The sequence below is a fragment of the Sphingomonas sp. RS2018 genome, from assembly GCF_054489605.1.
The window spans coordinates 430,885-451,125 of record NZ_JBTMWL010000001.1; the positions used below are offsets into that span (position 1 = coordinate 430,885).

At 67.5% G+C, this 20,241-nt stretch carries 25 protein-coding genes; 16 read left to right on the forward strand and 9 right to left on the reverse strand.

Annotated features, from left to right (window positions below; genetic code table 11):
* The first annotated feature begins 22 nt into the window (after nt 1-22).
* The 8 genes from ACX40P_RS02260 to ACX40P_RS02295 all read left to right on the forward strand — a co-directional run bounded on the left by ACX40P_RS02260 (nt 23) and on the right by ACX40P_RS02295 (nt 6,971).
* A complete protein-coding gene (locus ACX40P_RS02260; RefSeq protein WP_459124661.1) occupies nt 23-442 on the forward strand; it encodes a 23S rRNA (pseudouridine(1915)-N(3))-methyltransferase RlmH in 420 nt (139 codons plus the stop codon).
* Entirely contained in the window at nt 432-1,595 is a 1,164-nt protein-coding gene (locus ACX40P_RS02265) for a murein hydrolase activator EnvC family protein (RefSeq protein WP_459124662.1), read from the forward strand. The genes ACX40P_RS02260 and ACX40P_RS02265 overlap by 11 nt, the downstream gene beginning before the upstream one ends.
* Before the next feature lie 96 nt (nt 1,596-1,691).
* On the forward strand, nt 1,692-3,035 hold the full coding sequence (locus ACX40P_RS02270; protein WP_459124663.1) for a S41 family peptidase: 1,344 nt from the start codon (nt 1,692-1,694) through the stop codon (nt 3,033-3,035).
* 416 nt (nt 3,036-3,451) lie between these two features.
* Nucleotides 3,452-3,940, forward strand: a complete 489-nt coding sequence (locus ACX40P_RS02275) for a disulfide bond formation protein B (RefSeq protein WP_459124664.1) — start codon at nt 3,452-3,454, stop codon at nt 3,938-3,940.
* Nucleotides 3,941-3,987: 47 nt separating this feature from the next.
* A complete protein-coding gene (locus ACX40P_RS02280) occupies nt 3,988-4,479 on the forward strand; it encodes a demethoxyubiquinone hydroxylase family protein (protein ID WP_459125217.1) in 492 nt (163 codons plus the stop codon).
* Between the two features lie 10 nt (nt 4,480-4,489).
* On the forward strand, nt 4,490-4,888 hold the full coding sequence (locus ACX40P_RS02285; protein ID WP_459124665.1) for a hypothetical protein: 399 nt from the start codon (nt 4,490-4,492) through the stop codon (nt 4,886-4,888).
* 150 nt (nt 4,889-5,038) lie between these two features.
* Complete coding sequence (locus ACX40P_RS02290) at nt 5,039-5,542, forward strand: DUF2306 domain-containing protein (RefSeq protein ID WP_459124666.1); 504 nt, start codon at nt 5,039-5,041, stop codon at nt 5,540-5,542.
* 13 nt (nt 5,543-5,555) lie between these two features.
* Entirely contained in the window at nt 5,556-6,971 is a 1,416-nt protein-coding gene (locus ACX40P_RS02295) for a hypothetical protein (protein WP_459124667.1), read from the forward strand.
* Here the strand turns inward: ACX40P_RS02295 and ACX40P_RS02300 are convergent.
* The 4 genes from ACX40P_RS02300 to ACX40P_RS02315 form a co-directional block, all read right to left on the reverse strand.
* Entirely contained in the window at nt 6,888-8,207 is a 1,320-nt protein-coding gene (locus tag ACX40P_RS02300; RefSeq protein ID WP_459124668.1) for a dicarboxylate/amino acid:cation symporter, read from the reverse strand. The two genes, ACX40P_RS02295 and ACX40P_RS02300, sit on opposite strands and share 84 nt — an antisense overlap.
* Before the next feature lie 1,587 nt (nt 8,208-9,794).
* Nucleotides 9,795-10,853 carry a ribonucleotide-diphosphate reductase subunit beta gene (locus tag ACX40P_RS02305; RefSeq protein WP_459124669.1) on the reverse strand — a complete coding sequence of 353 codons (1,059 nt, stop codon included), beginning with the start codon at nt 10,851-10,853 and terminating at the stop codon, nt 9,795-9,797.
* A gap of 48 nt (nt 10,854-10,901) precedes the next feature.
* Nucleotides 10,902-11,111 (reverse strand): hypothetical protein, encoded by a 210-nt coding sequence (locus ACX40P_RS02310; RefSeq protein ID WP_459124670.1) that lies wholly within the window; start codon nt 11,109-11,111, stop codon nt 10,902-10,904.
* A 136-nt stretch (nt 11,112-11,247) separates the two neighbouring features.
* Nucleotides 11,248-11,559 (reverse strand): hypothetical protein, encoded by a 312-nt coding sequence (locus tag ACX40P_RS02315; RefSeq protein WP_459124671.1) that lies wholly within the window; start codon nt 11,557-11,559, stop codon nt 11,248-11,250.
* 56 nt (nt 11,560-11,615) lie between these two features.
* Between ACX40P_RS02315 and ACX40P_RS02320 the strand changes: the two genes are divergently transcribed.
* Nucleotides 11,616-11,894: a DUF2171 domain-containing protein gene (locus ACX40P_RS02320; RefSeq protein ID WP_459124672.1), complete on the forward strand. Its 279-nt coding sequence runs from the start codon at nt 11,616-11,618 to the stop codon at nt 11,892-11,894.
* Nucleotides 11,895-12,089: 195 nt separating this feature from the next.
* On the opposite strand, the gene ACX40P_RS02325 is transcribed toward ACX40P_RS02320, so the two are convergent.
* Nucleotides 12,090-14,006 (reverse strand): ribonucleoside-diphosphate reductase subunit alpha, encoded by a 1,917-nt coding sequence (locus ACX40P_RS02325; RefSeq protein ID WP_459124673.1) that lies wholly within the window; start codon nt 14,004-14,006, stop codon nt 12,090-12,092.
* 426 nt (nt 14,007-14,432) lie between these two features.
* Here ACX40P_RS02325 and ACX40P_RS02330 point away from each other — a divergent pair, with 426 nt between their 5' ends.
* Nucleotides 14,433-16,007, forward strand: coding sequence for an amidase (locus ACX40P_RS02330; protein WP_459124674.1), 1,575 nt, complete (start codon nt 14,433-14,435; stop codon nt 16,005-16,007).
* Nucleotides 16,008-16,030: 23 nt separating this feature from the next.
* Here the strand turns inward: ACX40P_RS02330 and ACX40P_RS02335 are convergent, their stop codons facing one another.
* Genes ACX40P_RS02335 through ACX40P_RS02345 form a run of 3 tightly spaced genes read right to left on the reverse strand, consistent with a single transcriptional unit; the run spans nt 16,031 to nt 17,320 of the window.
* Entirely contained in the window at nt 16,031-16,471 is a 441-nt protein-coding gene (locus tag ACX40P_RS02335; RefSeq protein WP_459124675.1) for a hypothetical protein, read from the reverse strand.
* Nucleotides 16,464-16,862, reverse strand: a complete 399-nt coding sequence (locus ACX40P_RS02340) for a DUF4345 domain-containing protein (RefSeq protein WP_459124676.1) — start codon at nt 16,860-16,862, stop codon at nt 16,464-16,466. Before ACX40P_RS02340 ends, ACX40P_RS02335 begins: the two co-directional genes overlap by 8 nt.
* Nucleotides 16,859-17,320: a DUF2721 domain-containing protein gene (locus ACX40P_RS02345; protein ID WP_459124677.1), complete on the reverse strand. Its 462-nt coding sequence runs from the start codon at nt 17,318-17,320 to the stop codon at nt 16,859-16,861. Before ACX40P_RS02345 ends, ACX40P_RS02340 begins: the two co-directional genes overlap by 4 nt.
* A 175-nt stretch (nt 17,321-17,495) precedes the next feature.
* On the opposite strand from ACX40P_RS02345, the gene ACX40P_RS02350 reads away from it, so the two are divergent.
* The 5 genes from ACX40P_RS02350 to ACX40P_RS02370 are packed head-to-tail and all read left to right on the forward strand — an operon-like array spanning nt 17,496 to nt 18,881.
* The gene (locus ACX40P_RS02350; protein WP_459124678.1) at nt 17,496-17,693 is read left to right on the forward strand and encodes a hypothetical protein; all 198 of its coding nucleotides are present in this window, start codon (nt 17,496-17,498) and stop codon (nt 17,691-17,693) included.
* Nucleotides 17,693-17,857 carry a hypothetical protein gene (locus ACX40P_RS02355; RefSeq protein WP_459124679.1) on the forward strand — a complete coding sequence of 55 codons (165 nt, stop codon included), beginning with the start codon at nt 17,693-17,695 and terminating at the stop codon, nt 17,855-17,857. Before ACX40P_RS02350 ends, ACX40P_RS02355 begins: the two co-directional genes overlap by 1 nt.
* Entirely contained in the window at nt 17,851-17,997 is a 147-nt protein-coding gene (locus ACX40P_RS02360; protein ID WP_459124680.1) for a hypothetical protein, read from the forward strand. Before ACX40P_RS02355 ends, ACX40P_RS02360 begins: the two co-directional genes overlap by 7 nt.
* Before the next feature lie 12 nt (nt 17,998-18,009).
* Nucleotides 18,010-18,162, forward strand: coding sequence for a hypothetical protein (locus ACX40P_RS02365; protein ID WP_459124681.1), 153 nt, complete (start codon nt 18,010-18,012; stop codon nt 18,160-18,162).
* Nucleotides 18,163-18,218: 56 nt separating this feature from the next.
* The gene (locus tag ACX40P_RS02370; RefSeq protein ID WP_459124682.1) at nt 18,219-18,881 is read left to right on the forward strand and encodes a YoaK family protein; all 663 of its coding nucleotides are present in this window, start codon (nt 18,219-18,221) and stop codon (nt 18,879-18,881) included.
* On the opposite strand, the gene trmB is transcribed toward ACX40P_RS02370, so the two are convergent.
* On the reverse strand, nt 18,871-19,551 hold the full coding sequence (gene trmB / locus ACX40P_RS02375; RefSeq protein WP_459124683.1) for a tRNA (guanine(46)-N(7))-methyltransferase TrmB: 681 nt from the start codon (nt 19,549-19,551) through the stop codon (nt 18,871-18,873). The genes ACX40P_RS02370 and trmB overlap by 11 nt on opposite strands.
* A 69-nt stretch (nt 19,552-19,620) precedes the next feature.
* On the opposite strand from trmB, the gene ACX40P_RS02380 reads away from it, so the two are divergent.
* Complete coding sequence (locus tag ACX40P_RS02380; RefSeq protein ID WP_459124684.1) at nt 19,621-20,241, forward strand: phosphatase PAP2 family protein; 621 nt, start codon at nt 19,621-19,623, stop codon at nt 20,239-20,241.

Consider the following 20,241-nt stretch of genomic DNA (forward strand, 5'->3'; position numbering starts at 1 on the left):
GCCATATCGGCGGGCGCGGGCTGTGCTGCTCCACATCGTCGCGCGCGGGCGGATCGGGCGGTCGCCGGAAAGCGAGCTGGTCGAGCGCTATCTGAAGCGTGTCGCCTGGCCGACGCGGGTGACCGAGCTGCCCGATGTCGGCGGCAAGCTGCCTGCGGCCGACGGTGCGCGCATCGTCATGCTGGACGAGAGCGGCGAGATGCTGGGGTCGACGCCGTTCGCGAGAGCGTTGGGCCGGTGGCGCGACGACGGGGTGCGCGAGTGTCGCTTCCTGATCGGTGCGGCGGACGGTTTCGGCGATGCCGAGCGGGCGGGGGCGGACCTGCTGCTGTCGTTCGGGCGGCTGACGTGGCCGCACATGTTGGCGCGCGCGATGCTGGCCGAGCAATTGTGGCGAGCGACCTCGATCCTCGCCGGGCATCCCTATCATCGTGAGGGCTAGAACGCTCATTCTCGTCGGCAGCGCCTTGCTACTCGGTGCCGCGGCGCCACCGGCGGTCGTCGATCAGCGCGCGCGCCTCGCCGCGGCGCGGGCGGCGTCCGAGGCGGCGGTGATCCGCGCGGCACAGTTCGATCGCGCCGCCGCCGCCGAACGTGACGAGGCACGGGCGGCATCGGCGCGCGAAGCAGCGGTGGCGGCACGCGTCCGCGCGGCGGAGGCCGACATCGCCGCCGCCGGCGCGCAGCTGGTGCTGGCCAACCGCGCACTCGCCACACAACGCGAGCGACTGGCGGCGCGGCAGGCACCGGTCGAGCGCCTGCTCGCCGCGCTGCAGTCGCTCGCCCGCCGCCCGGCCGCCATCGCCATCGCGCAGCCCGGATCGATCGACGATACCGTACGGGTGCTGGCGATGCTGGGCACGATGATGCCGATCGTGCGCCAGCGCAGCGCGGGTGTTCGCGCCGACCTGTCGCAGGCCGCAACGCTGCGCGCCGCCGCCAGCACCGCCGCCGCCGATCTGGCGGCGGGCCATGCGCGGTTGCAGGCGGAGCGGCTCGCGCTCGTCCGGCTGGAGGGCGAGCATCGCGCGCGCGGCGCCGATCTCGCCCGCAACGCGATGTTCGAAAGCGAGCGGGCGATCGCGCTGGGGGAACGCGCCCGCGATCTGGTCGACGGTATTGCCGCCGATGCGGATGCGGCGACGATGCGCGCGCGACTGGCGGCGTTGCCGGGGCCGTTGCCGCGTCCGGCGGGGCTAGGCGCGGGGGAGGCGCCGGTGCGCTTCGTCATGCCGCCCTATCGCCTGCCGGTGGCCGGACGCATCGTCGAGGGGCTGGGCGAGCTGTCGCCGGCCGGCGTGCGTGCCCGAGGTCTGACGCTGGCGACCGCGCCGGGCGCGTCGGTGGTGGCGCCGGCGGCGGGGCGGGTGATGTTCGCGCGGGTGTTTCGCGATTACGGCGTGGTCGTCATCATCGATCACGGCGGCGGCTGGTCCAGCGCGCTGACCGGGCTCGATTCGGCGGCGGTGACGGTGGGTCAGCAGGTTGCGGCCGGCGCGGCGATCGGGCGGGCGGCGATGCGCGACGATCCGCGCGTCGGCGTCGAGCTGCGGCGGCGCGGCGTGCCCGTCGATGTCGCGCAACTGCTCGGGTGAGCCACGTCAGACCCCGTTCAGCGCGCGCATGCTTTGCTCCCGCAACGCAAACCGTCTAGCCATGTCCTTCGAACCGTTATGAAAGCCTGTCCCGCGATGCCCCGTCCGCTTTCCAGCTTCCTCGGCGCGACCGCGCTCGTCGCGACCATCGCCGCCCTGCCGCTCGCGACGGCGGCGATGGCGCAGGTCGATGCCGGCGCCTACCGTGATCTCGACGTGTTCATGGACATCTACAACCGGGTGAAGGCGGATTACGTCGAGAAGGTCGACGACAAGACGCTGGTGAAGGGCGCGATCCAGGGCATGCTCGCCGCGCTCGACCCGCATTCGAGCTATGTCGATGCGCTCGATTTCGACAACATGCGCATCGCGACCGAGGGCAATTACGGCGGTCTGGGCCTCACGGTCAGCATGGAGGACGGCGCGGTCAAGGTGATCGCCCCGACCGAGGATACGCCAGCGTATCGCGCGGGGATCAAGGCTGGCGACTATATCACCCACATCAACGGCACGCTGATCTACGGCCAGTCGCTGAACGAGGCGATCGAGGGGATGCGCGGCCCCCCGGGCACGAAGGTGTCGCTGACGCTGGTGCGTCCGGGCCGCGACAAGCCGATCGAGGTGACGCTGGTGCGCGAGACGATCGTGCAGAAGCCGGTGAAGTGGGAGGTGAAGAACGGCATCGGCATCATCAACATCAACACCTTTTCCGCCAACACCGGCGCCGACACGCGCGCCGCGATCATGGCGATCGAAAAGTCGCTCGGCCATGCGCCGGTCGGCTATGTGGTCGACCTGCGCGACAATGGCGGCGGGCTGCTGACGCAGGCGATCGAGGTCAGCGACGCCTTCCTCGACCACGGAGAGATCGTGTCGCAGCGCGGGCGCGCGAAAAGCGATATCGAACGCTATTATGCGACGCCGGGCGACCTGACCAAGGGGCTGCCGATCGTCGTGCTGACCGATTCGGGCACGGCGTCGGCGTCGGAGATCGTGGCCGGCGCGCTGCAGGACCATCACCGCGCGCTGGTGATGGGCGAGCGCAGCTTCGGCAAGGGATCGGTGCAGACGCTGTTGCCCTTGAGCGAGAACACCGCGCTCCGGCTAACGACCGCGCGCTACTACACCCCCTCGGGCCGGTCGGTGCAGGAGGGCGGGATCGAGCCCGATATCGCCGTGCCGCAGCTGTCCGATCCCGACCGCAAGAGCCGCCCCGTGTTCCGCGAAGCCGACCTGCGCCGCCACCTCATCAACGAGGCGAAGGTCGACAACAAGGTGCTAGAGGAGGACACGATCGACGATCCGCGCTTCGCCGCGACCGCCAAGGATCTGGAGGCGAAGGGCGTGAAGGATTTCCAGCTCGACTATGCGCTGCGCACGTTGGCGCGGCTCGGGCCGGCAGTGAAGACCGCGGCGGTGGCGCCGGCGCGCAAGCGGTAGCTCTGGCTGTGCGCTCGATCGCGTCTTTCGAGTCGTCACATTGTCAGCCCATACAGGGACGAGGTGTGTCCCCTCGAACAAGCAGCCGTCGTCGCCCCCGCGAAGGCGGGGGCAGATTCCGGCTGACGTATCGGCATAAGCACCACGGCCAGCCGGAATGGATTCCCGCCTTCGCGGGAATAACGGGCTTTTGTTTATCGGAACACGTGCCCAAAACGTCATCGCAATACCCTGCGCGAACCTGTCCTACACGCCGCCCTTTCGCTATGCCCAAAAGGCTCCAACAATACTCAACCGATCGGTTGAGCATCACAGGGCTGAATGCCAGCTAATTGATTGAGATCACATCCGTTTCAGGACAAAGCCATATGTGTTTTCGTCTCAACGTTCATGCTCAACACTTTGGTTGAATGACGATGCCGACACCGCTCCCGACCACGTCCATCGTCACCGCAAACCGCATCGCGCTGCTGGTGCCCGCCGCGCTGATGGCGGGGGCGCTGGGATCGCAATATATCGGCGGGCTGTACCCGTGTGAGATGTGCCACTGGCAGCGGTGGCCGCATTACGGCGCCATCGTCGTCGCCCTGATCGCGTTCGCAACCGCGGGCGGGGTGCGGCGGGGGCTGGTCGTCGCGGCGGCGTTGCTGGTCGCCGCGTCGGGCGTGATCGGGGTGTTCCATGCCGGGGTCGAATATGGCTGGTGGCCGGGGATCACCGGCTGCACATCGACCGTTCAGATGAGCGGGAGTACGGCGGACGTATTGGAGAAGATCATGGCCGCACCGATGATACGCTGCGATGTACCGCAATGGACGCTGGCCGGGGTGTCGCTGGCCGGATGGAACGCGCTGGTGTCGCTTCCGGCGGCCATCGTCGCGCTGTGGCTGGCGGTGAAGCGGTGAGCGCGCGGCGCTGGCGACCGGGCGACCGGCGAGAAGCGACGACGTCGATGGTCCGCGTCGATCAGGCCGGCGAATTCGGCGCGATCCGCATCTATGCCGGGCAGCTGGCGGTAATGGGCGATCGCCACCCGATGGCGCGCAAGATCGCGCACATGGCCGCGCAGGAGGAGGAGCACCGCGCCTTCTTCGACCGCATGATCGTCGAACGGCGCGTGCGCCCGACCGTGTTCCAGCCGTTCTGGCATGTCGCCGGCTTCGCGCTGGGTGCGGTGACGGCCGCGATCGGCCCGGAGGCGGCGATGGCTTGCACCGCCGCGGTCGAGACCGAGATCGACAAACATTATGCCGACCAGCTGACCGATCTGGGCGATACGGATCCCGAGTTGTCGCAGGCGATCGTCAAGTTCCAGGCCGAGGAGCTGGAGCACCGCGATACCGCATTGGCGCACGGGGCGGAGCTGGCGCCCGCTTATCCGGTGATGTCGGCGGTGATCCGCCTGGGCTGTCGCGCGGCGATCGCGGTGGCTAAAAGGATTTGAGGAGATGGTGATGAAGCTTCCCCTGGCCCTGGCCGCGCTGTCGGCCGTCACCGTCGCCATGCCCGCCGCCGCGCAGGATGCGCCCGTCGGCGGCGTCGCGATCGTCTACGGCACCCAGAAATGCCCGACCAATGCCGATGGCGACGAGATCGTGGTGTGCCAGCGCCGCCCGGCTGGCGAGCAATTCCGTATTCCGAAGGAAATTCGCCAGCCCGAGATCAAGCCCGAATACCAGTCGTGGGCGACCAAGGCCGGCGACGTGCTGGCTCAGGGTGCGACCGGCGTGGGCAGCTGCTCGGCGGTCGGCGCGGGCGGCGGCATCGGCTGCGCCAACCAGCAATGGAGCGCGGCCAAGCGCGAGCGTGAGGCGAAGAAGCGCGACGACGAAGGGTATTTGCCGAACCGGTGAAAGTCGGGGCACTCCACAAACCCCTTTCGTGCTGAGCTTTTCGAAGCACCGTCCTTCGTGCCCCAAGCGGCGCGTTCGCGGATCGAAGTGTGGTCCTTCGACAAGCTCAGGACGAACGGTGTAGGTTAGGGCAAACCAAGGGGGTGGGGCATGGCGACGTTGGTGGGAAACCGGGGGCGGGTAGCGTTAGCGCCCGACCGGTATGAACAGATACTCGCGGTGGGATCGCTCGCGCTGCTCGCCTGCGTGTTCGTCGCGCTGGCGAAGGGGCATGCCGATTGGCCGCGCGTACCGGTGGTGGTGTGGCCGCATTTCGCGACGATCATCGTCGCGCTCGCACTGACGCCGGTCATGCTGTTGCGCCCGCGTGGCGACCGGATGCACCGGGTGCTCGGGCTGGTGTGGGTCGCGGCGATGCTGCTGACGGCGGCGCTGTCTTTTATGATTCGAGAAGCCGATGGCGGGTTCAGCGTCATCCATATCCTGTCGGTCTGGGTGCTGATCCAGGTGCCGATCCTGTGGTGGCGCGCGCGGCAGCACAATGTCGCCGGCCATCGCCGCAACGTTCGCGGGCTGGTGACGGGCGCGCTGCTGATCGCCGGGTTCTTCACCTTCCCGTTCAATCGCTTGCTCGGGCATTGGTTGTTTGGGTGAGGGGGGCGTTCGGATGAAGGCGCAGGGGCGGCTGGCGGGCCTGATCTTCGCGCTCGTCTGGCTGTCGTGCAGCTGGTTCGGGGCGTGGGAGTGGAATCCGAACAGCCTGACCCGGCTGTTCGCGGCGATGACGATCGTCGAGGATGGGTCGGCGCAGATCGACCGCTACGCCCCGCTGACGATGGACAAGGCGCAGTTCGGCGAGCACTTCTATCTGGACAAGGCGCCGGGCATTACGCTGATGGCGCTGCCGGCGGTCGCGGTGGCGGACCGGTTGTCCGGGGAGACGGGGCACGACGTGTCGCTGTCGATGTACTCGCCGCCGGCCGACCGCTTCCTGCGCCTGCGGATGCGCCTCGCCACCGCGAGCGGCGCGGCGGTGCTGACCGCGCTGGCGGCGGTGTGCGTGTTCCTGATGGGCGCGCGGACGGGCGGGTCGAACGCCGCGGGCGCCTTCGCCGCGGCGGCGTTCGCGCTCGGTACGCCGATGTGGGGATGGTCGACTTCGCTGTTCGGCCATGCGCCCGTCGCCGCGCTGTTCGCCATCGCCATCTGGGCGGTATGGCGCGGGACGGAGGGGCCACGTCCGTCGCGGTGGCATGCCGTCGTCGCCGGCGCGGCACTCGGCTGGGCGGTGGCGGTCGAATATACCGCCGTGCTGGGCGGCGCGATCATCGGCGTGTGGGCGCTGGCCCGGCTGTGGCGATATGCGCCGGCGGTGCGCTGGCCGGCGATCGGTGCGGCGGTGGTGCCGGCGGTGGCGGCACTGCTTATCCTCATCGGCTACAACCTCTTCGCATTCGGCGACCCGATCCGGCTGGGCTATCAGGGCGTCGTCGGGTTCGAAGGGATGCAGCAGGGGCTGTTCGGGCTGACCTGGCCGAAGGGCGAGCGGCTGTGGGGCGTCACGCTGGGGCTGAAGCGCGGGATGCTCTGGGTGGCGCCGGTATTGCTGGTCGCGCTGCCCGGCATCGCCCGGCTGATCTGGGTGCGCGGGCAGCGTGACCTGGGCGGGCTCGCGCTGGCGGGGGGCGTGGCGTACATCCTCTATAACGCCTCCTATTTCTACTGGGACGGCGGCAATTCGACCGGTCCGCGTCATGCCGTGCCCGCCATCGCCTTCCTCGCCATCGGGCTGGCGCCGGCGTGGAGCCTGTTCCGCCATGTTTTGTGGCGGGCGGTGCTGCTCGCCGGCCTGACGCTCTCGATACTCATCAACCTCGTCATCGCATCCGCCGAGATCACCAGTGGCGGGACGAGTGATAATCCGCTGTGGGACGATGTCTTTCGTGGCCGCTTCGTACCCGGTCAGCTGCGCACCATCCCGAGCGAATGGTTCGACTGGTCACCGTGGCAGGGGCTGTTCCTCTACATCGGCATCGCCGCCGTGCTGGGCATCGCCATCGTCCGGAGTGCGCGCCGCGCCTGAGCGATAAGCGGCCTCGTCCAGCGCGCCCTGCAACCGCGCCACGGTGGTCGCGACGGCCAGGTTGGCGCTGGCGCTGGGCACGGTGCGGGTCATGTCGAGCAACCGGTCGAAGGGCAGGACGAGCCCGACCAGCAGCGCGGTCTGCTCCGCCCCAACGCCGACCGCGCCCAGCATCGCCGCCAGCATGAACAGCGAGGCCGACGGCACCGGCGCCGTCCCGAACGCCGCCAGCGCGCCGGTCGCCAGCATCACCACCAGCATGCCAATGTCGGGCACGATGCCCAGCGCCTGCAACGCGAACTGGCCGAGCAGGCCGACATACATCGCCGTCCCGTCCTTGCCGATGCTGGCCCCGAGCGGCAGCACGGTGGAGGCGACTGCGCGGTCGACGCCCAGCCGCCGCTCCGCCACGCGCAACGCGACTGGCAAGGTGGCGGAGGACGACGCGGTCGAGAAGGCGACGACCAGCGCATCGACGATGCCGCGGAAGAACGGCAGCACCGGGAGCCGCGCGACGAGGCGCAGCAGCAGGCTGTGCACCACCGCCATCTGGACCAGCGAGGCGAGCACCACGCACAGCGCCAGCCAGCCGACCGTCACGAACACGCCCAGCCCCGCGGTCGCGATGGCATTGGCGATCAGCGCCATGACGCCGAGCGGGGTCAGCTCCATCACCAGCCCGACGATACGGAACAGCACCGCCGACAGCGACTGGAGCAGCGCCGCGACCGGCCGCCCCGCCTCCCCCGCCAGCAACGTGCCGATACCGATCAGCACCGCGGTGAAGATGATCGCCAGCATGTCGCCCTTCGCCAGCGCGTCGACGATGTTGAGCGGCACGATGCCGATCAGCTGGTCGTAGGGCGTAACGGCGACGCCCAGCGCATGCGGCGCGATGCCGGCCAGCGCCTCCCCCGCGCCCGGCCGCACGATCAGCCCGGCGGCCATGCCGACCGCGACCGCGATCAGCGTGGTGACTGCGAAGATCGCCACCGTCCGCCCCCCGACCGCCCCCAGCCGCCGCACGTCGCCCAGCGCGGTGATTCCGGCGGCGATGCTGATGAGCACGATCGGCACGACGAGCATGCGGATGGCGCGGACGAACAGGTCGCCGAAGACCTTGATCCAAGGCGCGGCCTGCGGCGCGAAGAGGCCGATGAGCACGCCGAGCACGAGCCCGCCGACGACGCGCTGCCAGAGGGGAATGGCGAACCAGCGGCGGGCGAGGGTGGTCATGGCCGCGATGATGCGGGGGGAGCGGGGGATGCGCAAGGTGCGGGCGGCGCGCGATCTGCGTGAGCAGATCGCCGACTTGCCACGGCGGGCAGCCGGTCGGGCGTAGCCCGGTCGGTCTGACGGCGTGGCGCGTACGTTGAGAAAGTTGAGACGTGTGAGGCCTCTCGCCGGTGTGCCGTCCTTCCGCCGCCGACGCCGGGGAGCCGTGAGCGTTGCGGGCATAACCCTGGGCTCCCGCCTGCGCGGGAGCACGGGAGGGGTGATGGACGCGCCGCGCGTGCGCCCTCGATCCCGGCGGTGCAGCCGCGAATGTTGAGAAAGTTGAGACGTGTGAGGGGTGGGCGGCAGCGGTGGGTGCTGCCCCATGCCCGTTCGCCCTGAGCTTGTCGAAGGGCTGCCCTTCGTCGTGCCGCAGGGGTTTGGCGTGGAGAAAAGGGCAGTGCTTCGACAGGCTCAGCACGAACGGCGGGGGTGGTGGGGCCGCGCCGGCCTTCCGCGAATATTGAGAAAGTTGAGACGTGTGGAAGTCTCTCAAACCCTCGGCCGCGATCCCCCGCGAACCGTTCCGACCGGCCCTCACCCTGTCGGCGCCTGCGCGCCTCTTCCCTCTCCCCGTGGGAGAGGGAGGGAGCGGCGCTGCCGCGGAAGAGTGAGGGCAGGGTCGGGAAGTGCGTACGCTCGTCGAGGCTGCGTGGGGCGGGGTGGGCGCGTGGCGAGGTGGGCACCGTCCGACAGCGCATCGCCACGCCTGCGCGAAGTCGCGGTCGTGCGGGTGATGGCACGAGCGACAGGCCGATTCTGTCGTCAATCCGCCGTACTCGTCGCGAACGACATCTGTGTTCACTCGACGATCTGACGAGAAACGCCGTTGTCGCTCCGCCCTACCGTTCAGCCGTCGCGGCGTGGTTTCAGGCTGGCGATGACGTAGCCGCCGAGATGCGGGTGCAGTGCTGTCGGGATGGTGAGGGTGCATCTAGCGGCTCACGTCATGATTGAAGGAGCCGGAGGAGGTAAGCAGGTTTTGAGGTGTAGGACAGCGGAAGCATCGAGCGGCCAAGCCGCTCGATGCCCTCCGCTTGCTTAAAGACCCACTAGGGCCACGCAAGCAGATGTTCGATCCTGATTAGCTTCTTCGATCGAGAAGAAGCTGTCACGTGACATGGCAAGCAATCGTCCAGTGTCATCAGTCAGAAACCAACGCCACATCCAGTTGCTATCCATGTGCGGGATCCAGCACATCTGCCCCATGTTCGATCTCCTCTGTGAGACGATTTGGGATTTGCATCAAGCGTTTGTAGCTGCACGTACTATGACCTTAGATTGAGGCTTCCCCGCGGCGAGTATCAGGTGTGTTCACCTTACGTTTCCGTTGGCGGGTGTCCGTTGGGCTGGGTCAATTGGTCAGCTGATCATCACTTGATGCGACGAATGATTCACGTGTGATCGATAGGCATTTCCTTTCATTACGTGAGATGAAACCGGACGCGGGCAAAGCCCGCGTCGTCGGCCGGTGCTGGAGCACCGCCGGCCGGTCGGGCCGCGGGTTCGCTCGGGATCAGCTTGCGCTGATCCCTCGCGCGGCCCGACTCACTCCGCCGCCACCCCGGCTCGCGAGAACATATCCCCGCTCTCGCCGTCACCGTCCTCGTTCGCCGCCGGTCCGGCCTTCGCCTTCTGGCGCTTGTCGAAGCTCGACCAGACGTCGTTCCACTGGCCCTTCGTCGCGCCCTTCGAATATTCGGTCGCGCGCTGTTCGAAGAAGTTGGCGTGCTCGACGCCGTTGAGCAGCGGGGCGAGCCAGGGGAGGGGGTGTTCCTTGATCATGAACATCGGCTTCAGCCCGAGCTGGTTGAGGCGCCAGTCGGCGATGTAGCGGATGTAGCGCTTGATCTCCTCCGCGGTCATGCCGTTCACCGGACCCTGTTCGAACGCCAGGTCGATGAAGGCGTCCTCCAGGTCGACCGTGGTGTGGCACATGTCGCGGATGTCCTTGCGGACCGATGGGGTCAGGCAGTCCCGCTCCTTCACGAAGGTGTGGTAGAGCTTGATGATACCTTCGCAGTGCAGGCTTTCGTCGCGCACCGACCAGCTGACGATCTGGCCCATGCCCTTCATCTTGTTGAAGCGCGGGAAGTTCATCAGCATCGCGAAGCTGGCGAAGAGCTGAAGTCCTTCGGTGAAGCCGCCGAACATCGCGAGCGTCTTCGCGATATCCTCGTCGCTGTCGACGGTGAAGTTCTGCAGATAGTCGTGCTTGTCCTTCATCTCGCTATATTCGAGAAACATGCCGTACTCGCTCTCGGGCATGCCGATGGTGTCGAGCAGGTGGCTGTAGGCGGCGATGTGCACCGTCTCCATGTTCGAGAACGCCGCGAGCATCATCTTGATCTCGGTCGGCTTGAACACGCGGCCGTATTTCTCGTGGTAGCAATCCTGCACCTCGACGTCGGCCTGGGTGAAGAAGCGGAAGATCTGCGTCAGCAGGTTGCGTTCGTGATCGGTCAGCTTCTGCGCCCAGTCGCGGCAATCCTCACCCAGCGGCACCTCCTCGGGCATCCAGTGGATCTGCTGCTGACGCTTCCAGAAATCGAACGCCCACGGGTATTCGAACGGCTTGTACTGCTTGCGGGCTTCGGTGAGGGACATGGGGTTTTCCTTGGGTGAATTTGAATTGATGGGTGAAATGGCCGACGGTCAGGTCGGCGGAATAGCGGTGCTCCACTGCCACATGGCGGTGGCGCTCATGGCGAGGACGACCCCGCCCGACAGCGCCATGATGCCGACCATGCGGAAGGCATAGACCTGCCCCGCCGTGCGCGGGCGGGCGAGCGCGAGAAGCAGGCCGGCGCCGAGCAGGCTGAAGATCGCGGCGACGACGAACATGATGATGACCTGGAGGGTCATGCAAAAGTCCCATCCGACGCCGTGCCGTCAGACGTGACCGGCTGCGCCGGCCCCGCTGCCCGCCGCGGCGACTTCCTGCTTTGCTCGCGCAAACCAGGGGCGCCCGCACCGAACATGATGATGACCTGGCGCGTCATCAGCGGGCTCCTCTTCGCGTGACGTAGACGGTGCGCGTCTTGCGCGCGCCGACGCCGAACACGACGATGCCGAGGAAATAGCCGAAGTCGTACCAGCCGCCGGTGTTGGGGACGGCATAGACCGCGACTTCGGGCAGCAGGAGGCTGAGCACCCAGGCGACCGGGAAGATGAAGCCGTGCCACAGGCCGAGCAGGAACCCCGGTGTGGTCGGCGTGTGCGCGACGGCGCTCGATACCCGCGTGGCGCAGGCAGTGAGGGGTGCCGCCAGCAGCGCCACGATGCTCCTGCGCAGGCGTGCGATCGCGCTCATGCACCCAACTCCCGCCATACGCGTTTGCCGTCTGTACCCATCACAGGAGAACGATCATGGCCGACGTCAGTGCAATCAAGGAACATATGGAAGTCATCGGCGCCGACGGCGTCCATGTCGGCACCGTCGACCGCGTCGAGGGCGACCGCATCAAGCTGACCAAGAAGGATTCGGGCGCCGAGGTCGAAGGTGCCGAGGGCGGCGCGCATGCCGGGCATCACCACTTCATCTCGACGGGCCTCGTCGCCGATGTCGAGGGCGATCAGGTGCGGCTGTCCGCCAACGCCGATGTCGCGGTGACCTTCGAGGAAGAAGAGGGCGGCGAGGCGGCGTGATCGCCCGCTAGCGTACGACGAAACGCCGGTCCGCATCAGGCGGGCCGGCGTTTCGTACATCTGGAGCTGGTAGTCGGCGCTGCGCATCGGTTCTGTTATCCCAAGCACCACGTCGTCAGACGGAGCGGGCTATGCCCGCACCGCTGCCCGACGCGGCGAGTCGGCGGTTTGCTCACGCAAACCGCCCGCCGCCCGCTACTGACACGCCAGGCATTCGTCGTAGTCGGTGCTTTCGCCCAGATTGAACTGCGGCTTGGCGAGCGTGTTGTCCGCCTCCACGCCGCCCTGGCCCTCGCTACCTGCGAAGCCGGCGCGCTGGATGCTCTTCGACCGCAGGTAGTAGAGCGACTTGATGCCCAGTTCCCATGCGCGGAAGTGGAGCATCAGCAGATCCCACTTCTCGACGTCTGCGGGAATGAACAGGTTCAGCGACTGCGCCTGGTCGATATAGGGGGTGCGGTCGCCGGCGAGTTCGAGCAGCCAGCGCTGGTCGATCTCGAAGCTGGTCTTGAACGTCGCCTTCTCGTCCTCGCTCAGGAAGTCGAGGTGCTCGACGCTGCCGCCGCGCTCGAGGATCGAGTTCCACACCGCGTCGCTGTTCTTCGACTTCGTCTTCAGCAGCGTCTCGAGATGGACGTTCTTGACGCTGGTCGAGCCGCTGAGCGTCTTGTGCGTGTAGATGTTGGCCGGGATCGGCTCGATGCAGGCGGACGTGCCGCCGCAGATGATGCTGATCGACGCGGTGGGCGCGATCGCCATCTTGCAGCTGAACCGCTCCATCACGCCCATGTCGGCGGCATCGGGGCAGGGACCGCGCTCGATCGCGAGCTGCATCGACGCCTCGTCGGCGGCGGCGCGGACGTGCTTGAAGATCCGCATGTTCCACGACTTCGCCATCGCCCCCTCCATCGGCAGGCCGCGGGCCTGGAGGAAGGAGTGGAAGCCCATGACGCCCAGACCCACCGAGCGTTCGCGCGCGGCGCTGTAGGCGGCCTTTTCCATGCCGGGTTCGGCGCGGGTGATGAAATCCTGCAGCACATTGTCGAGGAAGCGCATCACATCCTCGATGAAGCCCTTCTCGCCGTGCCACTGGTCCCACGTCTCGATGTTGAGCGAGGACAGGCAGCAGACCGCGGTCCGCTCCTTGCCGAGGTGATCCTTACCGGTCGGCAGCGTGATCTCCGAGCAGAGGTTGGAGGTCGAGACCTTCAGCCCCAGGTCGCGGTGATGCTTGGGCATCGTCGAGTTCACATGGTCGGCGAAGACGATGTACGGCTCGCCGGTGGCGAGCCGGGTCTCGACCAGCTTCTGGAACAGGCTGCGCGCGTCGACGGTGGCGCGGACGCTGCCGTCCTTGGGCGACTTCAGCTGCCACTCGGCGCCGTCGCGCACCGCCTCCATGAACGCATCGGGGATGAGCACGCCGTGGTGCAGGTTCAGCGCCTTGCGGTTGAAGTCGCCCGAGGGTTTGCGGATTTCGAGGAACTCCTCGATCTCCGGATGCGAGATGTCGAGGTAGCAGGCGGCCGAGCCGCGGCGCAGCGAGCCCTGCGAGATGGCGAGCGTCAGCGAGTCCATCACGCGGACGAACGGGATGATGCCGCTGGTCTTGCCGTTCAGGCCGACCGGCTCGCCGATGCCGCGCACGCTGCCCCAATAGGTGCCAATGCCGCCGCCGCGCGATGCGAGCCAGACGTTCTCGTTCCAGGTGTCGACGATGCCGTTCAGGCTGTCGGGCACCGAATTGAGGAAGCACGAGATGGGCAGGCCGCGACCGGTGCCGCCGTTCGACAGCACGGGAGTCGCCGGCATGAACCACAGACGGCTGATATAGTCGTAGAGGCGCTGGGCATGCGCGCCGTCGTCGGCATAGGCGGAGGCGACGCGGACGAAGAGATCCTGGAAGCTCTCACCCGGCAGCAGATAGCGGTCGCGCAGCGTTTCCTTGCCGAATTCGGTCAGCAGCGCGTCGCGGCCGTGATCGACCTCGACCGGATAGGGCTTGGCGATGTGGCGCGTGTCGCGCGTCGTCAGGGTTTCTTCGGCGGCGGGTGCCGCGTCCAGGATCGCCGTATCGGTCACGCCACTCTCCGCACTGTCTCTGAAATCCATCGCCTGCGTCCTTGCCCCTGCTAGGGCGCCGACTCGAACGGCGCGCCCAAACTACCACCTTTGCTTTAGAACAAAAGGTGTCCAAATCCGTCGTCGGGGGCGTCGGCCAAGCGCGGCTTTCACAGCGGCCAGCGCGGCAAATCACCAAGGCTTGGGTTGGTCCCCCGACACAACCACAACAGATTGTGCCTATTCGAACGCCAACGCAAGTGGGTGGGTCCGTCGAGAGATCAACGGTTCGTCGCAGCTTTGCGGCGCTTCGCAGGTGTCCGGAAGGCGCGACGCGTGGACTTTCCAGCCTTCCCGCAAAGGCAAGAGGGAATGCGCGTGGAGAAAAATATTTAACCCTGTGCCTGCCCCTTGTGCCGGTTGCCGCCGCCTCCCGCCATGCCTAGCCTGCGATCGAATCACGAGGGAAACAGCGACATGCGGACGATTATCCTGGGGCTGGTGTTGCTGGCTGCGCCGGCCGCAGCACAGCGCCGTGTCGCGGTCGAGGAACTGCCGCTGAGCGACCTCGCCACGCGGATCGCCGCCGGGCGGGTGACGTCGGAGGGCGCGACGCGCGCCTATCTCGACCGCATCGCCGCGATGGACCGCAAGGGGCCGGCGCTGCGCAGCGTCATCGCGATCAACCCGCAAGCGCTGGCGCAGGCGCGCGCGCTGGATGCCGAACGCCGCACGCGCGGACCCCGATCGGCGCTGCACGGCGTACCGGTGCTCATCAAGGACAATGTCGAGACGTCGGATGCGATGCCGACGACGGCGGGCAGCCTGGCGCTGAAGGACAATCTGACGCGTCGCGATGCGCCGGTGGTGGCGCGGCTGCGCGCGGCGGGGGCGGTGATCCTCGGCAAGACGAACCTCAGCGAATGGGCTAACATCCGCTCGACCGCGTCGATGAGCGGGTGGAGCGCGATCGGCGGACTGGTGCGCAATCCCTATGCGCTGGATCGCACCGCCTGCGGCTCGTCGAGCGGGACGGGTGCTGCGGTGGCGGCGAGCTTCGCGGCGGCGGGCGTGGGGACGGAGACGGACGGGTCGGTCGTGTGTCCGGCGTCGATGAACGGGCTGGTCGGGCTGAAGCCGACGATCGGCATGGTCAGCCGCACGCATATCGTGCCGATCAGCCACAGTCAGGACACGGCCGGGCCGATGGGGCGCAACGTGCGCGACGTGGCGATGCTGTTCGGGGCGATGGTGGGCAGCGATCCCGCCGACGCGACGACGGCGGGGGCGGATGCGCGCCGCATCGACTTCGCCGCCGGGCTGAGCGCGCAGGCGCTGCGCGGGGTGCGCGTCGGCGTGCTCCGGCCGAAGATGGGCGCGAAGCTGACCGCGACCTACGATGCGGCGCTGGCGGTGCTGGCGCGCGCGGGCGCAGTACTGGTGGAGGTCGAGCAGCCAAAGCTCGACGGGATCGGCGATGCCGAATTCGACGTGTTGAAGATGGAGTTGAAGAGCGATCTCAACGCCTATCTGGCGACCACGTCGGCGGCGGTGAAGACGCGGACGCTGGCCGACGTCATCGCCTTCAACCGCGCGAATGCGGGCGCCGAGCTGCCCTATTTCGCGCAGGAGATCTTCGAGATGGCCGAGAAGACCGGCGGCGTCGACGATCCGGCTTACAAGGCGGCGCGCGCGAAGTCGCTGCGGCTGGCGGGAGTCGAGGGGATCGACGCGATGCTGGCGAAGGGCGGCGTGCGGATGCTGGTGTCGCCGACCTATAGCATGCCGTGGCTGTCGGACCCGGTGTATGGCGACAAGTTCGACGGGCCGAGCGCCAGCGAGCTGCCCGCGATCGCCGGCTATCCGCACCTGACCGTGCCGATGGGGCTGGCCGGCGGGTTGCCGGTGGGACTGAGCTTCATCGGGCCGAAGTGGAGCGAGGCGGCGCTGCTGGCGGCGGGGTTCGCTTATGAGCAGACGGCGAAGGCGCGGGTGGTGCCGGGGTATCGGGTGACGGTGGATGCGGGGGCTGGGGTGGAGGGGGTACGGTAGGCGAGTAGGACGACGACGGCAGACTACTGACCGACCAACATAGCCTCCGTAGTTTCACGAGCCATCAGATGCGCGATGCCGACACGGAATTTTTCGACATCACGGTAATTCGTCGTGAAGTATCCCCGCGCTCTTACGGATGGGTCGTAATCGTCCGCGACCTCGAAACGGACCTTTAGATTTCCACGGCGATCCGCAGGCGTGATTTCCAGAAGCAGGATAAGGTCATCGCCTTCCTGCTGATCAAAGCCCCACTGCGCTCTGATGGGTGCGCCGTCGGTAATGGGAAAGGCGTGCATATCTTCGCCTAGTTCTACAACATCTTGCCACTGCACCCAGAAACCGCCTCTGACCGATATGCGATCGGTTTCGACATCCACCGACAAGCGGCCAAAATCGTCTTTGATTGCCGACGCGTCGAAAAAACTGCGATCATATTCATAGCGCAGGGTAAGTTTACTCATAAAGCCGCGCCACCCTCGCCTGCCAAACTACCATCGCCGGCGCGATGCCGAGTTCGATCACCAGCCCGATCTGATGCCCAATCGACGGCACCCCCGCCGTCGTCAGGGAGACAAGCCGTGACAGGCCGCCGAGGACGGTCAGGAACGCCAGCAGGCGCAGGCGCGGGCCCTTGTGTTCGATATCGGGGATACAGCTGACGTAGAGCAGCAGCATCGCGAGGAAGATACCGGCCATGTAGCGGAAGTGGCTGTCGAGATCGGTCGGGACGACCGGCGGATGGCCGAGAAACTTCGGACCCGCGGTGATGCCGGCGATCGCTGCGGTGAAGGGCAGGATCAGGACGAGCGACAGCGCGATTTGCAGCGCGCGTTTTTCGGCGTGCGGGCTCACCGCCGCTCGCGCTCGAGCAGTTCGGCGCGGACGTGGATCGCGCGGAGCGATACGCGCACCTCGATCAGGAAGAAGATCAGCCCGAGCGTCAGCAGGATCATCGCGAGGATGAACAGGATGGCGACCGCTTGGCCGATGTGCAGGTTCACCAGCCGCGCGACGAACAGCAGCGCGACGACGACGCAGACCGTCACCGCGCTCGCCACGCAGAGCCCGAGCGACCAGTTGATGACGCTGATCCGCCGGTCGAGGATGCGCAGTTCCCACACATGGCGGTCGTGCTCCGGCCCCGTCGAGCGCGGGTGCAGTGCTTCCAGCGCGCGGACCCGGTCGATGATCCGGCCGAGCCGCCCGGCCAGCACGTTCAGGATCGCGCCGATGCCCGCCAGCAGGAACACGGGCGCGATCGCGATCTGGATCGTCGCGGCGACGGTGGACAGGCGGGGGTCGAAGAACATGGGGACAGCGTAGGGGGGTGGGCGCGGTGGGGCAACGCCCGCTGTCGGCAAAGACGTCTTCGCTCGACTGCGCCCGATCCTTACGCGAGCCGAATTGGGGACGCCGCCCGCGCGATCGACGATTGGCGAGTGGCGTTGCACGACGTATCCTCTGTCGACGGCGACGAGGGGCGATATGGCGGACGACAGTGGCTTCGCGGGCGTCCATGCCCGACTACGTGCGATCATGCTGGAAGCGGCCGTTGGTCAGAGCGTTGCGGTGGACGAGCCGGGCAATCTCGTGGTGCGGACGCACCGGACCGATCCGAAGACCGGGCAGGCCGGCTGGTTTGGGACGGTGACGACCAAGAAAGCTACGTCGCCTATCACCTGATGCCGCTCTACGCTGATCCTACGCTGGGCGAGGGTTTGTCGGAGCGGCTGTCGAAACGGCGGCAAGGCAAGACGTGCTTCAATTTCAAGACGATCGACGAGCCGTTGTTTGCCGAACTCGCTGCCCTGACGCGGCACGCGGCCGGGGCTGAGCGGACATGCTGACATTCGGATTTGCGACGATCGTCGATGCGCTCAGCTGGGCAGTGGTGGTGTCGCTCGGCATCAAGGTCATCGCCACGATTATCCTCCTGTCGCGTGACCGGGCCAGCCGGTTCGATGGGCCATGGGGTCCGGCACTGTAGTGGGCAACGAAGGTGACGCCGTTCGTGGCGGTGCCGTGCCTGATCGCGATCGCGTCACATCAGCACCGCACCGCGGACGTCTGGATCTACGGCGCGCTGATGCTGTTCGTCGTCGTGGCCGTACCCGTCGTCGTGTGGCGTCGGTTCCGCGCCGTCACGGCCTGATATCGCAATACTACGGGCCGTTCACTTCGGGCGCCGGAGGGCGCTATGGTTTAAGTATGATCCGCTACGACAATCGCATCCGGGCGCTGGCCATCGGCTGTTCCGCGCTGGCGGGCTATGTCGATGCGATCGGATTCCTGTCGCTGGGCGGCTTCTTCGTATCGTTCATGAGCGGCAATTCCACCCGGCTCGGCGTCGGGCTGGCGCAAGGGTCTGCCGCAGCGGCGGTGGCCGCGGGGCTGATCGGCGTGTTCCTGCTCGGCGTGATCGCCGGATCGGTGACCGGGCATGTCGCCGGACGTCACCGTCGTTCGGCGGTACTGGCGTTGGTCACGGCACTGCTCACGCTCGCCGCCGGTCTTGCGTACGTCGGATCGCCGCACGCCGCGATCGTCGCCGCCGGTCTGGCGATGGGCGCGGAGAATGCCATCTTCGAACGCGACGGCGAGGTGCAGATCGGGCTGACCTATATGACCGGCACGCTGGTCAAGCTCGGCCAGCGGATCACGGCGGCGCTGCTCGGTGGGGACCGGATGGCGTGGGTGCCGTATCTGCTGCTCTGGCTCGGGCTGGTGGCCGGCGGCCTGGCGGGTGCTCTGGCCTATCCGCATCTCGGCCTGATCGGTCTCTGGATCGCGGCGGGGGGCGCGGCGGTGCTTGCTCTCGTAGCAGCCCGGATCGGTGCCGATGACGGCGGGCGCCCGGCGGCTAAACCCTGAGGTAGCGGAAGTACCAGACCTCATGCCCCTGCCGCCGCGCCTTACGTTCGTAGCGGGTCTCGGGCCAGTCGTCGGGGCGGGTGAGGAAGTCCGACGCATCTTCCGCCTGCCACACGAAGTCGCGGCGGCGGGCCATCACCATCATCGCGTGGCGGCAGTAGGTCGGGTCGTCGGTGCCGAGGCGGAACTCGGCGCCGGGCTTCAGCTTCGCGGCGATCAGGTCGAGCGGGCCGTCATTGACCATGCGGCGCTTGGCGTGCCGCTGCTTCCGCCAGGGATCGGGGTGGAGGAGGTAGAGGCGCGACAGGCTGGCGTCGGACAGGCGGTCGATCACGTCGATGGCGTTGCCCATGTGCAGCGCCACATTCGTCAAGCTCTCGTCGCGGATGTGCAGCAGCGCGCCGACGACGCCGTTCAGGAACGGCTCGCAGCCGATGAAGCCGTGATCGGGCCGCATCAGCGCCTGCCCGGCGAGATGCTCGCCGGCGCCGAAGCCGATCTCCAGCTCGAGCGGGCGGTCATCGCCGAACAGGGTAGCCGCATCGATCGGGCCGCTGTCGGGGACGGAAACGCGCGGCAGCAGGTCCTCGACGAGCGCGGACTGGGCGGTACGCAGCTTGTGGCCCTGGCGGCGGCCGTAGAGCTGGCGGTGGCTGGCGGGATCGATCATGGCAGGCGGCGCGTGTAGGGCGCGATGCGCGGCATCGCAACCGTGGGGGCTGCCGTCTGTTGAACGGGCATGGCGACCACCAAGAAGACCGCGAAGACGTTGCACCGGGCCGACCGGACGCTCAGCCGACGCGCGTCCAAAAAGGAGGACACGCCCGTAATGCGCGCGGCGGGGGCGGTCGCGGAACTCGCCGACCAGCCGCCGCTGATCGCACTGTCGGTGGCGACCGGCGTGCTCGGGCTGATCCTGCGGCGCCGTGGTCTGGTGGAGGCGGGCGCGCGGATGCTCGCCAGCCATCTGCTCGCAACGGGGGCGAAGGAGGTGCTGAAACGCAGCATCGACCGCACGCGGCCGCATTCGGTGAAGAAGGGCCACGGCTACAAGCTGGAAGCGGGGGACGACCGGTCGCATGACTATAGCAGCTTCCCATCCGGCCATACCGCAGGCGCCGTCGCGGTGACGCGGGCGGCGGCGCGGGTGTTTCCGGATGCGACACCCGGGCTGGCGGCGGCAGCGATCGGCGCAGGCGCGCTCCAGCTGCCGACCGGCAAGCATTATGCGAGCGACGTGGCTGTGGGGGCGATCATCGGCGTGGTGAGCGAATGGCTGGTCGATCGGGCGGTGCGCGCGTTGCAGGACGTGACCCGATCGGTGCCGGATCCGATCCCGACGCCCCTCGCCCTCCCTTAG